The sequence below is a fragment of the Streptomyces sp. NPDC060184 genome, from assembly GCF_042728795.1.
In the GTDB taxonomy this organism is placed as follows: Bacteria; Actinomycetota; Actinomycetes; order Streptomycetales; family Streptomycetaceae; genus Streptomyces.
Genome location: NZ_JBHWYX010000019.1, coordinates 99829 through 115043, shown reverse-complemented (window position 1 = coordinate 115043; position 15215 = coordinate 99829). Strand labels below are relative to the sequence as shown.

Annotated in this window: 12 protein-coding genes; 7 read left to right on the top strand and 5 right to left on the bottom strand. The window is 72.3% G+C overall.

Going from position 1 to position 15215, the window contains the following annotated elements:
* Nucleotides 1-292: 292 nt before the first annotated feature.
* Both hrpB and ACFWEE_RS15415 read right to left on the bottom strand, forming a co-directional pair.
* Nucleotides 293-2842 (bottom strand): ATP-dependent helicase HrpB, encoded by a 2550-nt coding sequence (hrpB, locus tag ACFWEE_RS15420; protein ID WP_386889361.1) that lies wholly within the window; start codon nt 2840-2842, stop codon nt 293-295.
* A gap of 314 nt (nt 2843-3156) precedes the next feature.
* Nucleotides 3157-3969 (bottom strand): class I SAM-dependent methyltransferase, encoded by an 813-nt coding sequence (locus ACFWEE_RS15415; RefSeq protein ID WP_386889359.1) that lies wholly within the window; start codon nt 3967-3969, stop codon nt 3157-3159.
* Between the two features lie 433 nt (nt 3970-4402).
* Here ACFWEE_RS15415 and rpsA point away from each other — a divergent pair, with 433 nt between their 5' ends.
* The gene (gene rpsA / locus ACFWEE_RS15410; protein ID WP_266703241.1) at nt 4403-5911 is read left to right on the top strand and encodes a 30S ribosomal protein S1; all 1509 of its coding nucleotides are present in this window, start codon (nt 4403-4405) and stop codon (nt 5909-5911) included.
* A 283-nt stretch (nt 5912-6194) separates the two neighbouring features.
* Here rpsA and ACFWEE_RS15405 read toward each other — a convergent pair whose 3' ends face one another.
* Nucleotides 6195-7157 carry a nitrous oxide reductase family maturation protein NosD gene (locus ACFWEE_RS15405; RefSeq protein WP_386889357.1) on the bottom strand — a complete coding sequence of 321 codons (963 nt, stop codon included), beginning with the start codon at nt 7155-7157 and terminating at the stop codon, nt 6195-6197.
* Between the two features lie 366 nt (nt 7158-7523).
* On the opposite strand from ACFWEE_RS15405, the gene ACFWEE_RS15400 reads away from it, so the two are divergent.
* From ACFWEE_RS15400 to ACFWEE_RS15385, 4 genes are all read left to right on the top strand, one after another.
* Nucleotides 7524-9047 carry a flavin monoamine oxidase family protein gene (locus ACFWEE_RS15400; RefSeq protein ID WP_386889380.1) on the top strand — a complete coding sequence of 508 codons (1524 nt, stop codon included), beginning with the start codon at nt 7524-7526 and terminating at the stop codon, nt 9045-9047.
* A gap of 119 nt (nt 9048-9166) precedes the next feature.
* Nucleotides 9167-10105 (top strand): PAC2 family protein, encoded by a 939-nt coding sequence (locus ACFWEE_RS15395; RefSeq protein WP_386889356.1) that lies wholly within the window; start codon nt 9167-9169, stop codon nt 10103-10105.
* Nucleotides 10106-10192: 87 nt separating this feature from the next.
* Complete coding sequence (gene coaE, locus ACFWEE_RS15390) at nt 10193-10813, top strand: dephospho-CoA kinase (protein ID WP_386889354.1); 621 nt, start codon at nt 10193-10195, stop codon at nt 10811-10813.
* Between the two features lie 215 nt (nt 10814-11028).
* Complete coding sequence (locus ACFWEE_RS15385; RefSeq protein WP_386889353.1) at nt 11029-11397, top strand: tetratricopeptide repeat protein; 369 nt, start codon at nt 11029-11031, stop codon at nt 11395-11397.
* A gap of 118 nt (nt 11398-11515) precedes the next feature.
* Here ACFWEE_RS15385 and ACFWEE_RS15380 read toward each other — a convergent pair whose 3' ends face one another.
* A complete protein-coding gene (locus ACFWEE_RS15380) occupies nt 11516-11809 on the bottom strand; it encodes a DUF6343 family protein (RefSeq protein WP_386889352.1) in 294 nt (97 codons plus the stop codon).
* Nucleotides 11810-11931: 122 nt separating this feature from the next.
* On the opposite strand from ACFWEE_RS15380, the gene ACFWEE_RS15375 reads away from it, so the two are divergent.
* Entirely contained in the window at nt 11932-13029 is a 1098-nt protein-coding gene (locus ACFWEE_RS15375; RefSeq protein ID WP_386889351.1) for an ADP-ribosylglycohydrolase family protein, read from the top strand.
* A gap of 68 nt (nt 13030-13097) precedes the next feature.
* Here the strand turns inward: ACFWEE_RS15375 and ACFWEE_RS15370 are convergent, their stop codons facing one another.
* A complete protein-coding gene (locus tag ACFWEE_RS15370; RefSeq protein WP_386889350.1) occupies nt 13098-13460 on the bottom strand; it encodes a hypothetical protein in 363 nt (120 codons plus the stop codon).
* 267 nt (nt 13461-13727) lie between these two features.
* Between ACFWEE_RS15370 and ACFWEE_RS15365 the strand changes: the two genes are divergently transcribed.
* Nucleotides 13728-14804, top strand: coding sequence for a slipin family protein (locus ACFWEE_RS15365; protein WP_386889348.1), 1077 nt, complete (start codon nt 13728-13730; stop codon nt 14802-14804).
* The last annotated feature ends 411 nt before the right edge of the window (nt 14805-15215 follow it).

The window sequence follows — 15215 nt, the reverse complement described above, 5'->3', positions numbered from 1 at the left end:
ACCCGCGCGGTCGTACCCGCGAGGCGCCCCGGGACGGAGGGGACGATCGGGGCGGGGAGGATCGGGGAGGGGCAGAGAGGTGGACCAGCGCGGTGGAGGCGGGGCGCGGTTCCCTGTTCCTCGGCTTCCTGGCCCCCAGCACTCGTTCTCCCTGGCTCCCCGGCTCCCCGGCTCCCCGGCTCATCGGCGCCCGGCTCACTGGCGCCCCGCCCCGCCGCATTACCGCCGACCCGCCGCACCACCTGCCGGCCAGCCGCGCCCCCGGCGCTGCCGCCGCCCCTGGCTCACCCGGTCATGATCGCTGCTCCCGCTTCAGCCGTGCCGAGGTGAACCGGGTGGCCGCCACCGTCGTCGGGTCCTCCGGCCAGGGATGTTTGGGGTAACGCCCGCGCAGCTCCGCGCGGACGGCGCGGTAACCCTCCCGCCAGAAGGAGGCGAGGTCCGCGGTCACCGCAGCCGGGCGCCCCGCCGGGGACAACAGGTGCACCAGCACGGGCACCCCGGCCACCGAGGGCGTCTCGGCCAGGCCGAACAACTCCTGGAGCTTCACCGCGAGGACCGGCTGCTCCCCGCCGTACTCCACCCGGATACGGGACCCGCTCGGCACCTCGATCCGCTCGGGCGCCAACTCGTCCAGCCGGGACGCGTCGCCGGTCCCCCACGGCAGCAACCGGCGCAGCGCCTGCCCCGCGTCGACCCGCCCCAGGTCCGCGCGGCGTCGCGCACGCGACAGCTCCGGCTCCAGCCACTCCCCGGCACGCGCCAGCAGCGCCTCGTCCGACACCTCGGGCCACGGTTCGCCCAGAGCGCCGTGCAGGAACGCCAGCCGGGCCCGCAACTGCTCGCTGTCCCGGGTCCACCGCAGCAGCCCGGTGCCCTCACGACGGAGCCCCTCCAGGAGCGCGGTGCGCACCAGCTCCGGAGCAGGCTGCTTCAGCGGGCGCACCACCAGTTCCACCGCACCCAGCCGGTCCACCACACGGGCCACCACGTCGCCGTCGCTCCAGCGGACCTCCTCGCCCCGGAACCGCAGGTGTTCCGCGGCGAGCACCGCGGTGTCCTCGTCGATCACCGCGGCCAGCCGCACCCGGGCCGACGCCGCGTGCGTGGGCCGGTCCGCCACGGCGACCGCGAGCCACGGCGAGCCGCGCAGCCCCGAGCCGTCCCGAAGCTCCGCCCCGGTCCCGGACGCCATCAGGAACGCCTCCCCGCCCCGGGCCCGCGCCACCCTCTCGGGGAAGGCCAGCGCGGCCACCAGCCCGGCGGCGGCGTCGTCCGTGACCGGCACGGCCCCGGCCACCGAGCCGTCGGCCGTCGCGTGCCCGGCCTCCGTCCCCCCGCCGAGCGAGGACGACAGCCGGCGCACCTCTTGGCGCCAGCGCGCGGCGTACCCGTCGCCGCCCCGGCGCGCGGTGCGCAGGGCCGCCGCCAGATCGTCGCCGTATGCGCGGGGCGGCTCCTCGCTCAGCAGGGCCACCACCTCGGCCGCCCGGCGCCCTCCCACCTCACGGGCTCCGTCGACCAGGGCCCGCGCCAGCCGGGGATGGACTCCGAGCCGGGACATCCGTGTGCCGCGCCCCGTCACCCGCCCGTCGGCGTCCACCGCGCCGACCGCCGTCAGCACCTCGCGGGCCGCGCTCATCGCCCCGGTCGGGGGAGGGTCGAGCAGCGCCAGGCCCACCGCCTCCGGGTCGCCCCAGCACGCGGCCCGGAGCGCGAACGCCGCGAGGTCCGCGACCCTGATCTCCGGGGCCGGGAACCGGGCGAGCCGCCCGTCCTCGGCCTCCGTCCAGCAGCGGTACACCGCTCCGGGAGCCTCCCGTCCGGCACGGCCCGCCCGCTGCCGTCCGGTCGCCTGCGAGGCCCGCACGGTCGTCAGGGCGCTCAGCCCCCGGGCGTGATCGGTCCTGGGCTCCCGGGCGAGGCCGCTGTCGACCACGACCCGCACCCCGGGCACGGTCAGTGAGGACTCGGCGACCGAGGTCGACAGCACCACCCGCCGTCCCCCGCCGGAGCCCCCCGCCAGGACCGCGTCCTGCGCGGCGGCGGGAGCCCGTCCGTGCACCTGGAGCACCTCCGCCCCGGCTCCGGCCAGCAGGCCGGCGACCTGCGCGATCTCGCCGACACCGGGCAGGAAGCAGAGCACGTCGCCGTCCCGCTCCGCGAGTGCCCGGCGCACCACCTGGGCGACATGCGCCAGCAGCGCGGGATCGACCCGCATCCCGTGCGGCGGCCGGACCGGAGCCGTGGGCGGCGCCCAGACGACCTCCACCGGGTGGGAGATCCCCGTCGCTTCGATCACCGGGGCACCGCCCAGCAGCCGGGCCCAGCCCTCCGCGTCGGTCGTCGCGGACGCGGCCACCAGGCGCAGATCGGGGCGGAGCGTCTCGCGCACGTCCAGCAGGAAGGCGGCGGCGGTGTCCGCGTCCAGGTGGCGTTCGTGGCACTCGTCGAGGATCACCACGTCGGCGCCGGAGAGCTCCTGGTCCCGCTGGAGGCGCTGGAGCAGCACCCCCGTGGTGACGACCTCGACCACGGTCTCCGGGCCGACCGCCCGCTCGCCGCGCACGGTGAACCCGACGCGGCCCCCGGGCCGCTCGCCGAGGAGCCACGCCATGCGACGGGCCGCGGCGCGCGCCGCGATCCTGCGTGGCTCGGCGACCACGACCCGGCGCGGCGGACCCTCGCCGGTCAGTCCCGCGAGAGCGAGCGGGACGAGCGTGGTCTTGCCGGTGCCCGGCGGTGCGCAGAGCACGGCGGTGCCCCGCTCGTCGAGCGCACCGCGCAGGGCGGGCACGGCGGTGCGGACGGGGAGGTCGGCCAGGGCGTCGGTTCGGATCACGGACCCAGTGTCGTACGGGCGGCCGGGCGCCCCCACCCCCGCACGGGGGAGCTGCTTCCCCCGCACGGGGGAGGCGGCGCCGGAGCGGTGTGCGGCAGAGTCGCAGGAGTCAGCAGAGCCGGACGGCGGGCCCGCACAGCCGGCAGAAGCAGGCGGGTCCGCCTGATCGGACGAGGTCCGCCTGATCAGACGGGTCAGGCAGGTCAGACGGGTCAGGAAGTCAGGCAGGTGCCGGGCAGCAGGGTCGGCGGAGTCAGCAGGACTCCGCCACAGCCGGAGGGGGACAGATGAGGTGCAGTCGGAGCGGGACGGGGTCAGTCCCGTTCGCAGACGAAGATCGCCGTGCCCGGGATGAGGTTCCCGCGCAGCGGCGACCAGCCGCCCCACTCCTGGTGGTTCCACTCCGGCCACTCCGGTTCCACCAGGTCGACGAGGCGGAAGCCGGCCGCGACCACGTCCCGGACGCGGTCGCCCAGCGTCCGGTGGTGTTCCACGTAGACGGCCTCGCCCGACTCGTCCTGTTCCACGTAGGGGACGCGGTCGAAGTAGGACGCGGCGACCGAGAGACCCTCCGGCCCCGGCTCGTCGGGGAAGGCCCAGCGGATCGGGTGGGTCACCGAGAAGACCCAGCGTCCGCCGGGCCGCAGCACCCGGCGGACCTCGCGGAAGACACGCACCGGATCGGCGACGAAGGGGACGGCACCGTAGGCGGAGCAGGCGAGGTCGAAGGAGCCGTCCCGGAAGGGCAGTACCCCGGCGTCCGCCTCCACCAGCGGTACCTCGTCGCCGATCCGCAGGGCGTGCTGGAGCTGTCGGTGGGACAGGTCGAGGGCGACCGGGCGGGCTCCCTGAGCGGCCAGCCAGCGGGAACACTGCGCCGCGCCCGCGCCGATCTCCAGGACGTCGCGGCCCGCGAGGGAGGCGGTGGGCCCGAGCAGCCCGGCTTCCGCCTCGTCGAGCCCTTCCGGCCCCCAGACGAACCGGTCGTCGCCGAGAAACGCCCCGTGGTCGCTCTGGTACTCGTCCGCGTTCCGGTCCCACCAGCCGCGACTGGCCCGGCTGCTCTCCGTGTCGTCCGCCTCGCGGCGGGTCGCTTCCGGTTCGGTTCCGTAGGTCTCTTGGCTCATCGTGTCCGTCGTTGTAGTTTGCCTGTACCCACCGCGTGCGGCGGGGTGCGGGGAGTGTCCGTGCGGCCGTACCCGACCCCCGGGGCCGGATTCCGGCGACGCGCGAGCGAGGAACTTCCGGGTTCCGAAACTGGCCGGATACCGCCCCGGCGCGGCCGAGTTGTGCCGGATATGGTCCGGTGCGCCCCGCGTGTGCCCCTTCGCGCATTGACCGTGTCCGGCTGCCCCCGTATGCTACAAGTTGCGCTGCGAGCCTGCGCTCCTCAGACCTAGCAGGCCGCGCTCGCGTCTGTTGCATGTCCCCTCGGTTGTTGAGGTGTCTCCCGGAGACGGGTCGGGCACTTTGCAGGCTGTCCGGCTTCTGCAGAGGCGATACGGGTTCACGGCGTAGCAGTACCTACGACTCTCTGTCCGTACCGGAGCCCTTTCCCACATGACGAGCAGCACCGAGACCACCGCCACCACTCCGCAGGTTGCGGTCAACGACATCGGCGACGCGGACGCGTTCCTCGCGGCGATCGACGAGACGATCAAGTACTTCAACGACGGCGACATCGTTGACGGTGTCATCGTCAAGGTCGACCGCGACGAGGTCCTCCTCGACATCGGTTACAAGACCGAAGGTGTCATCCCGAGCCGCGAGCTCTCGATCAAGCACGACGTCGACCCGAACGAGGTCGTCAAGGTCGGCGACGAGATCGAGGCCCTGGTTCTCCAGAAGGAGGACAAGGAAGGCCGCCTGATCCTCTCGAAGAAGCGCGCGCAGTACGAGCGTGCGTGGGGCACCATCGAGAAGATCAAGGAAGAGGACGGCATCGTCACCGGTACCGTCATCGAGGTCGTCAAGGGTGGTCTCATCCTCGACATCGGCCTCCGTGGCTTCCTGCCGGCGTCGCTCGTCGAGATGCGTCGCGTCCGCGACCTCCAGCCCTACGTGGGCAAGGAGCTCGAGGCGAAGATCATCGAGCTGGACAAGAACCGCAACAACGTGGTCCTGTCCCGCCGCGCCTGGCTGGAGCAGACCCAGTCCGAGGTTCGCCAGACGTTCCTCACCACCCTGCAGAAGGGTCAGGTCCGCTCCGGCGTCGTCTCCTCGATCGTCAACTTCGGTGCCTTCGTGGACCTGGGTGGCGTCGACGGTCTCGTCCACGTCTCCGAGCTGTCCTGGAAGCACATCGACCACCCGTCCGAGGTTGTCGAGGTCGGCCAGGAAGTCACCGTCGAGGTTCTCGACGTCGACATGGACCGCGAGCGCGTCTCCCTGTCGCTGAAGGCGACGCAGGAAGACCCGTGGCAGCAGTTCGCCCGTACGCACCAGATCGGTCAGGTCGTCCCGGGTAAGGTCACCAAGCTCGTTCCGTTCGGTGCGTTCGTGCGCGTCGACGAGGGCATCGAGGGTCTGGTCCACATCTCCGAGCTGGCCGAGCGGCACGTGGAGATTCCGGAGCAGGTCGTCCAGGTCAACGACGAGATCTTCGTCAAGGTCATCGACATCGACCTGGAGCGTCGTCGGATCAGCCTCTCGCTGAAGCAGGCCAACGAGTCCTTCGGCAGCGACCCGGCCTCGGTCGAGTTCGACCCGACCCTGTACGGCATGGCCGCGTCCTACGACGACCAGGGCAACTACATCTACCCCGAGGGCTTCGACCCCGAGACCAACGACTGGCTCGAGGGCTTCGAGGCGCAGCGCGAGGTCTGGGAGACCCAGTACGCCGAGGCGCAGCAGCGCTTCGAGCAGCACCAGGCCCAGGTCATCAAGTCCCGCGAGGCCGACGAGGCCGCCGCTGCCGAGGGCGCTGCTGCCCCGGCCGGCGCCCCGGCTGCCTCCGGCGGCAGCGGTGGCGGCTCGTACTCCTCGGAGTCGGCCGACAACTCCGGCGCCCTGGCGTCGGACGAGGCGCTCGCCGCTCTGCGCGAGAAGCTGGCCGGCGGCCAGAGCTGAAGCTCTGACCCTGGCGACCGCTGACGGACGGCGGTAGCAGGAGTAGGTACGCACGAGGCCCGTCCCCTTCGGGGGGCGGGCCTCACGCGTGTCCGCGGTCCCCCCCCCAGTAGCTGGTGGCGGTGTCCCACACGCACGGTGCGTCCGTCGTGCCCCGCACACGCCGTCAGCCCGCCGCCAGCCCGCAGTCGGCCCGCCCCAGTCCCTAGCCGGTCCCTGCCCGCCCCCCCCGTCGGCGGTGTCCCGCACGTGTGCCGGGAGGCGGTGGCCGTGCGTCCGCGTTCTACGGGGTGACGCCGATGTTGGTCAGGCCCGCGCCGCCGGTCACCGTGTTGTCGGAGTACACGGTCGTGGTGCAGCTCGGCGTGTTCGCGGTGACGTTGATCGCCAGCCGCAGGGCGCCGGTGGCGCCGGTGAGGTCAGAGGCGTTGTCCCGGAACACCGTGCCGCAGCCCCAGCCCGGCTGCTGGGTGTGCGTCTCGTACCCGGTGTTGGTCGTCAGGGAGCCGGTGTTGCCCTGGACGAGGACGCCGTTGCCCTTCACGTCGACCCAGGAGTCGTCGTAGTTCGCGCCGGTGAGTCCGCTGCCGTCGAAGGTGTTGCCGATGATCCGGGCGCCGGTGGTGCCTTCCTTGATGTCGACGTTCTCGCCTCCGACGCCCGGGCCGATGACGTTGTCGGTGATCAGGACCCGGTCGCTGTTGTCGGTGAGGTCGCCCGCCGTGCCGACGTAGACGCCTTCGCCCATGCCGCGCCCGTCGTGGCCGGTGTCGTAGATCCGCGAGTTCCGGATGACCCCGTCCTTGCTGGACGTACGGAAGTGCACGCCCTCCATGTCGAGGTCGTGGACGGTCACCGAATCGATGACGACGCCGTTCGCGGAGTCGGTCACGATGCCCTTCTGTCCGCCGGTGACGGTGACGCCCTGCACGGTCCAGTACGAGGCGCCGTTCAGGTGCAGCCCGTAGCCGCCGCTCGCGGTGAGGACCGCCGCAGGGGAGCCGGTCAGGGTGATGCGGGCGTCGGCGGTGCCCGGGACGGTCACTTTGAAGTTGCCGGTGTAGGTGCCGTCCGCGAGATGGATCGTGTCGCCGGGAACGGCTGCCAGGAGCGCCGCCTTGAGTTGTTTCGCGGTGCTGACGTCGACGACGCCGGCCGCGTCGGCCGGCGCCGCCGAGACGAGGGTGAGGCCGCAGGTGACGAGGGCGGCGGCGAGCAGCGGGGCAAGGGGGGTGCGGGTGCGCATGGAGGTGCCTTCCCGGAGAGTCCAGACGTCTCGTACGTGAATCGGGGGCGAGGACCTGAACGTGCCGCCCCGGGGCGTGCTGCCTCGGGACGCGCGTTGCCCCGAGACGTTAGGGGCGCGGGCGGAGAGCGTCAAGGTCTGGACCATTGCCCGAATATCGGTTCGCGTTCTCATGCGAGAGAAACATGTGGGATACACGAGTAACTGACGGGCCGTAACACGCACTTGCCAGTATCCCGGCATCGACAAGATCCACGGAGGAGTCGGGACATGACCTCTATATCCAGCATGCCGAACGGTGCCGCGTCCGGTTCGAGCCGCCGTAATTTCCTGCGCCAGGTCGGCCTCACCAGTGGGGCCGGCGCCATGTTCGCCACCATGGGAGCGCTCGGTCTTGCCCCGACCGCCCAGGCCGCGAGCCGTGAGCCCGTGTTTCACGCCCCCAGCAAGGGCGACTTCAACCTGAAGGGCCGGGCGGCGGCGAAGGTCGTCATCGTCGGCGGTGGCATCGCCGGTCTCGCCTCCGCCTACGAGCTCGGCAAGGCGGGCTACGACTGTACGATCCTGGAGGCCCGCGCCTTCACCGGTGGCCGCAACACGACGATCCGCGGCGGCGACACCACCACCGACCTGTACGGGAACAAGCAGACCGCCAAGTTCCACGACGGGCAGTACATGAACGCCGGTCCCGGCCGGATTCCCCAGTGGATGGTCACGCTCGACTACTGCCGCGAACTCGGCGTCCCCGTCGAGGTGTTCACCAATGTGAACGCCAACGCCTACATCTTCAACGAGCGCAACGGGATGAAGGCCCCGATGCGCTACCGCACCGCCAAGGCCGACATGTACGGCTACGTCTCCGAACTCCTCGCCAAAGCCACCGACATGGGCGCCCTGGACCGTCAGATCACCGCCGACGACCAGGAGAAGCTCCTGGAGTTCCTGAAGGACTTCGGAGACATCGGCGACACCCTCGAGTACACCGGCAGCCCCCGCCGCGGTTATCGCGTCGACCCCGCCGCCGTCGGCACCCCCGGCGAGCTGCTCGGTGACGTACCGACCGCCTCCGAGATCTTCTCGACCAACGTGGGCCGTTACTTCTCCTTCGAGTTCGAGTACGACCAGGCCATGCTGATGTTCCAGCCCGTCGGCGGCATGGACCGTATACCGGCGGCCCTGACCAAGGCGATAGGCAGCCGCCGCATCCGTACCGGTGCCGCCGTCACCGACATCCGGGACACCCCGCACGGCGTCACCGTCACCTACACCCAGGACGGCCGCACCCGCACCATCGACGCCGACTACTGCATCGCCGCGCTGCCTCCGAACATCCTGGCCAAGACCTCGCACAACCTCGGCTCCGCCGTGCAGACCGCGCTGGAGGGATGCAAGCCCTCCTCGGCCGGAAAGATCGGCCTGGAGTACAAGAGCCGCTGGTGGGAGACCGACCACCGGATCTACGGCGGCATCACCGAGACCGACATGGACCTCTCCCACATCTGGTACCCGTCCTACGGCCACAACGGCGACCGCGGCCTGATCATCGGCTACTACAACACCGGAACCAACGCCGACTCCTACGCGGCGCTCGCACCGAAGGACCGCGAGGCCCGCGCCCTCGCCCAAGGCGTCAAGATCCACGGCGAGAAGTACCGTACGGAACTCGCCTCGTCCTTCTCGCACCACTGGCGCCAGACCCCCCACCTGGAAGCCGCCTGGCACTCGCTGGCCGGAGGCCCCGAGTCCGCCGCCTTCGCCCCGCTCAACAAGGCGGCCGGCCGCGTCTACTTCGCGGGCGACTACCTGAGCAACACCGACGCCTGGCAGCACGGGGCGTTCACCTCGGCCCGCAAGGCCGTGACCGCGCTGCACAGCCGCGTGCTCGCGTGACACCCGCGCCGGCGCCCGCCCCCGCGCCCGCGTAAAACACCCGATGACGGGGCACGGACGGGGAATGTCCGTGCCCCCAGGGGCGTTCTCCTTCAGGAACACGAGGAGGAGCGGTAACTGTGCCTGATCCGCAGAGTCTGTACGAATGGGAGCCGAAGGGGCTGGCCGTCGTCGACATGGCGCTTGCCCAGGAGTCGGCCGGTCTGGTCATGCTCTATCACTTCGACGGGTACATCGACGCCGGTGAGACCGGCGAGCAGGTCGTCGACGGACTGCTGGAGTCGCTGCCCCACCAGGTGGTGGCCCGCTTCGACCACGACCGTCTCGTGGACTACCGCGCCCGGCGCCCGCTGCTCACCTTCCGGCGCGACCGCTGGACGGCGTACGAGACCCCGACGCTGGACGTCCGCGTCGTCCAGGACGCCACCGGAGCCCCCTTCCTCCTGCTCTCCGGTCCCGAACCGGACGTGGAGTGGGAGCGGTTCGCCGCCGCCGTCGAGCAGATCGTCGAACGCCTCGGCGTACGGCTCTCGGTGACCGTCCACGGCATCCCGATGGGAGTCCCGCACACCCGCCCGGTCGGCCTCACCCCGCACGGGAACCGCGTCGACCTGATGCCGGGCCACAGCACCCCCTTCGACGAGGCGCAGGTCCCCGGTTCCGCCGCCGCTCTCGTCGAGTACCGGCTGGCCGAGGCCGGTCACGACGTGCTCGGCGTGGCCGCCCACGTGCCGCACTACGTCGCCCGCTCCGCCTACCCGGACGCCGCGCTCACCAGCCTCGAAGCGATCACCGCCGCCACCGGCCTGGTGCTGCCCACCGTCGCGCACTCCCTGCGTACCGCCGCGCACCGCACCCAGACCGAGATCGACCGGCAGATCGGCGAGGGCGACGAAGAACTCGTCGCGCTCGTCGAGGGCCTTGAGCACCAGTACGACGCGATCGCGGGCTCCGAGACCCGCGGCAACCTCGTCGCCGAACCGGTGGACCTGCCGTCGGCCGAGGAGATCGGCCTCGAATTCGAGCGCTTCCTCGCCGAGCGCGAGGGCGACGCCTGACGGCGGCTGTCCGGCACGCCGCCCGGTGCGCCGGACAGCCGCCACCGGGTGGGACGCGGGCCCACCAGGCCCCGTAGGCTGCCGCCCATGCTGAAAGTGGGCCTGACCGGCGGCATCGGTGCCGGCAAGAGCGAAGTGTCCCGGCTGCTCGTCTCGTACGGAGCGGTACTGATCGACGCCGACCGCCTCGCCCGCGAGGTCGTCGCTCCCGGAACACCCGGACTGGCCGCCGTCGTACGGGAGTTCGGAGCCGACGTGCTCCACGGGGACGGCAGCCTGAACCGGCCCGCCCTCGGCGCCGTCGTCTTCGGCGACAGCGACCGGCTCGCCGCCCTCAACGCGATCGTGCACCCCCTGGTCCGCGACCGGACCGCCGAACTGGAGCGTGCCGCGGGTCCCGGGTCCGTCGTCGTCAACGACGTCCCGCTGCTCACCGAGAACGGCCTCGCCCCCTTCTACGACCTGGTCGTCGTCGTCGACGCCACCCCCGCCACCCAGCTCGACCGGCTCGTCCGGCTGCGCGGCATGACGGAGGCCGACGCACGGGCCCGGATGGCGGCCCAGGCCACCCGCGAGGAGCGGCTCGCCGTCGCCGATCTCGTCGTGGACAACGACGGCCCCCTCCAGGATCTGGAACCGCAGGTGCGCGAGGTGTGGGACGAGCTGTCCCGGCGGGCGGACATTGGCCCCGAGGGGCCGACGGAATAGCCGCACGCGGATCATCGGTCCGGCGTGCGGATCGGTCCGGCATACGGATCGGCGGCCCGGCATGTGGATCGGTGGTGCGGTACGCGGATCGGCGGCCCGGCGCACTGGATCGACCCGGCGTCCGGCCGGGCGCGGGACCTGGAGCGGCGGGGCGCGCGGAATAGCGTGGCCCCGCCCGACGTTGCAAACGCCCGAGCGAAGGGAAGGATCCGACCGTGCCCGAACGGAACCCGGAAACCCATGTGATCGACTTCCGTGCCGCCGAGCAACTGCTGGCCGCGCGCGACCCCCAGGGTGCGGTGAAGCTCCTCGACTCGGTGATCGCCGCCCACCCGGAGAACACCGCCGCCCGGCTGCTGCGCGCCAGGGCCTTCTTCGCTGCGGCACAACTCCGCCCGGCCGAGCTGGAGTTCGAGCTGGTCCTGGAGCGTGAGCCGGACAACGCCTTCGCCCACTTCGCGCTGGCCCGCACCTTCCAGCGGGCCGGGCGGCCGGAGCAGGCCACCCGCCACTTCCGGCTCGCCGCGGCCCTCGACCCGAACCCCGAGTACCTGACGGCCGCGCGCTTCGACAACCGGGACTGAGCCCGCGCTCCGACAGCCGCGACTGAGCCCTGGGCCCAAAAGCCGGTGTCGGCGACAAGGCCGGTGTCGGCAGCCAGGACTGAGCCCTACCCCCGGCCCGGGAGCGGGGCCCCGGCGGTCACGGAGTCTTCGTCCACGGGCGGCGCGTCCGCCCGTCGCCGTGGTCGGGTTCGAACGGCGGGACGTCCCTGCCCGGCTGGAAACGGGAGCCCTGGTGCATCCGGTGGAGGATCACCGCGAAGTCCGCGGCGGTCACCGCCAGCAGTACGCCGCAGGCCGCGGCCCAGCCCGGACGGTCGGCGAGCGAGAACGCGACCACCCCGAACAGGGTCCAGGCGACGCCCCATAGACTCAGCCAGAGCCGCATGCGCAGCGGACTGCGCGCGGTCACGGGTTCACTGCCGGTACGCATGTCGTATCACCTCATGTCCAGCATGGACCCGTGCCGCCTCGTACGCGCGGAACGCCGTCGTACACGCTCTGGGTACGGCACATCGTGTCGTCGTGCGCGCGGAACACCGGAGGGGGACGTTCGTGTCGGGTATCGGGAGTGCGGTCCGCAGGGCGCGGGTGCGGGGATGTCTGCTGGGCGGTGCCCTCGGCGACGCCCTGGGCAACCCGGTGGAATTCCTCTCGCTGGCCGGCATCCGGCGGGCCCACGGGCCGCGCGGTGTGAGCGGTCTCGTGCCGGACTCCGAGGGGGTGACCGGACGCATCACGGACGACACCCAGATGACCCTCTTCACCGTGGAGGGGCTGATCCGCGCGGCGAACGGCGGAGGTCCCGCCGGACGCGTGGGAGCGGTGCGCACGGCCTATCTCCGCTGGCTCGACACCCAGAACCACCCGTCGCCGCCCGCCCGCGGCGGTGACGACACGGTGCGCACCGGATGGCTGCGCCGGCAGCAACTGCTCTACGCGCGCCGGGCCCCCGGCAATGCCTGCCTGACCGGCCTCGCCGCCGGGTACGTCCCGGACGAGAGGGCCGCCCCCGGCGCGCCCGGGCCGGTCAACTCCGGCTCCAAGGGCTGCGGCACCGTGATGAGGTCCGCCCCCTTCGGGCTGACCGGACAGTCCCCGGCGGACGCGTTCGCGCTCGCCGCCCACTGCGCGAAGATCACCCACGGCCATCCGACCGGAGCGCTGGCGGCGGGGGCGTTCGCCGCGATCGTCGCGTACCTCCTGGCAGGCGAGTCGATGCCGGGTGCGGTGCTGCGAGCGATGGAGCTGACCGCACGCCACCCGGGCCACGAGGAGACGACGGCGGCCTTGCGCGCCGCCGTCGACCGCGCCGCCGAAGGCGCCCCGACCGCCGAGGGCGTCGAGTCGATCGGCGCCGGATGGGTCGCCGAGGAGGCCCTCGCCGTCGCCGTGTACTGCGCGCTGGCCCTGCCGGGCCCCGAGGACGTGGCGGCGGCGCTGCTGCTCTCCGTCAACCACTCCGGGGACAGCGACTCCACCGGCTCGGTCTGCGGCAATCTGCTCGGCGCGCTGCACGGGGACGCCGCGCTGCCCGCGGACTGGCTGGTGCGTACCGAGGGGCTGACCCTGATCACCCGGATCGCCGACGACCTCTCCCGCCAGTCCGAAGGGCCGGTCGACTGGCCGGCGGACCGCTACCCCGGGAACTGACGACCGGGTGGTGCTCGGTGCACGAGGGTGTTCCCGTGCGCGAGGGGGTACCCGTGCGCGAGGACGTATCAGTGCACGAGGGTGTAGCTGCGCCAGACGGGGGTGCTCGGGGCGTCCACGTCGGTGAGCCGGGTGGACAGATAGGTGCTGCCCTCGCCGGTGCAGTCGCGGGAGCGGTAGAGAACCATGTCGATGAGGGTGTTGTTGTCGACCGCCTTCGCGCCCCCGGGCAGCGGGTGGCAGCCCCGTACCAGCGGGCTGTTCTCCCTGACCTCGATGTCGCGTTCGGTGGTGTAGGTGACCGGCCCGACCGCCGTGCGGCCGAGACCCGAACAGCCCGAGGCGCCCAGCGCGGTGAGGGCCAGCAGAACGGCTCCCGCTGCGGCGCGGGGACGGCGGAGTCGGCGGTGGAGCGTCGCTGTCACGGACATGGGCGGGTCCTCGTCTGCTCGTCCGGATCGTCAGGGTGGTACGGGACCGGCGCGAAGGTGCCGGTCCGGCGGACGCCGTACGGAGGTTCCGTACGGGCGCATGCCACGCTGCCCGCTCCCGCGCCTCCCGGCACCCGGAGAGAGCCGACCGGGCGACATCCGGGAGCGTCCGGGGTTCCATCGGGGTGCGAAAAGGGCATAACGTGTTAATAGGCAACGGTTCCGCCCCGGTGCCGTTGTGTGCCGTGCCAGTGGCAGGGGGCCGTCATGGTCCAGGTGCTAGTGATCGCGATCGTCGGGTTGCTCGCCGTCTGCGGTCTGTTCGCAGTCGCGGGGGTCCGCGTCGTCAGGCAGTACGAGCGAGGGGTGGTGCTCCGGCTCGGCCGGCTCCGCAACGAGATCAGGGGACCCGGACTCACCATGATCGTGCCCGGAGTGGACCGGCTCCGTAAGGTCAATCTGCAGATCGTCACGATGCCGGTCCCCGCCCAGGACGGGATCACCCGGGACAACGTGACGGTGCGGGTGGACGCCGTCATCTACTTCAAGGTGATCGACGCGGCGAGCGCGGTCATCCAGGTCGAGGACTACCGCTTCGCGGTCTCGCAGATGGCGCAGACCTCGCTCCGTTCGATCATCGGCAAGAGCGACCTGGACGACCTGCTGTCCAACCGCGAGAAGCTCAACGAGGGTCTGGAGCTGATGATCGACAGCCCGGCCGTCGGCTGGGGTGTGCAGATCGACCGGGTCGAGATCAAGGACGTGTCCCTGCCGGAGACGATGAAACGCTCCATGGCCCGGCAGGCCGAAGCCGACCGTGAGCGCCGCGCCCGTGTCATCAACGCCGACGCCGAACTCCAGGCGTCGAAGAAGCTCGCGGAGGCCGCGGGCCAGATGTCCGCACAGCCCGCGGCGCTCCAGCTGCGACTGCTGCAGACCGTGGTCGCGGTCGCGGCGGAGAAGAACTCCACGCTCGTGCTCCCCTTCCCGGTGGAACTCCTCCGGTTCCTCGAACGGGCCCAGCAGCCGCAGGCGGGCGACGGGCAACCGCGTTCCGCCACCTCCGGCACGCAGTCGTCGGCTCCTGTCGCCTCGAGTGCGCAGCCTGCCGCTCCCACCGGTCCCCCTGCCTCCGGCGCGCAGCCGACGGCGGGGCGCGCACCGGCCGCCGCCGCGAACGGGCGGCAGCCCGTTCCGGCGCGCGGTCCCGGCGCGGGCACCCAGCAGGCCCCGGGCGCCCGGCCGCGCCCCTCGCCCCCGCCCCGGTCCGCCGCCCGCCCGCGACCGGCGCCGCCCGCCGACGCCGGTGCCCAGCCCCGCCCGGACCGGCTCACCCGGCACTGAGTCCGACCGGCTCACCCGGCACTGAATCCGACCGGCACACCCGCACGGAGACCGACCGGCTCGCCCGGCACTGAGACCGGTCGGCGTGACGGCCGGACCGGCGAGGTACCGCCCCGAACCGGAGATTGCTTCGAACCGAGACTGCTCCGAACCGCGACTGCTCCGAACCGAGACCATCCCGAACCGAGACTGCTCCGAACCGAGACTGCTCAGAACCGGGACCGCCCGGAACCGGGGTCCGGGCGGTCTCACCCTGTGTACGACCGGGTGGGGCCGCCCGGATCTCGGTGCCCGCGTGGCCTTCGGCCCGCCCTCGCGCCCGCGTACCCCCTCTGACCTGCCCTGATGTTGTGTATGGCTAGCTCTGTCAGACCGCCCGCCTAGACTCGTCGGAGCCGGGAACGACACCGG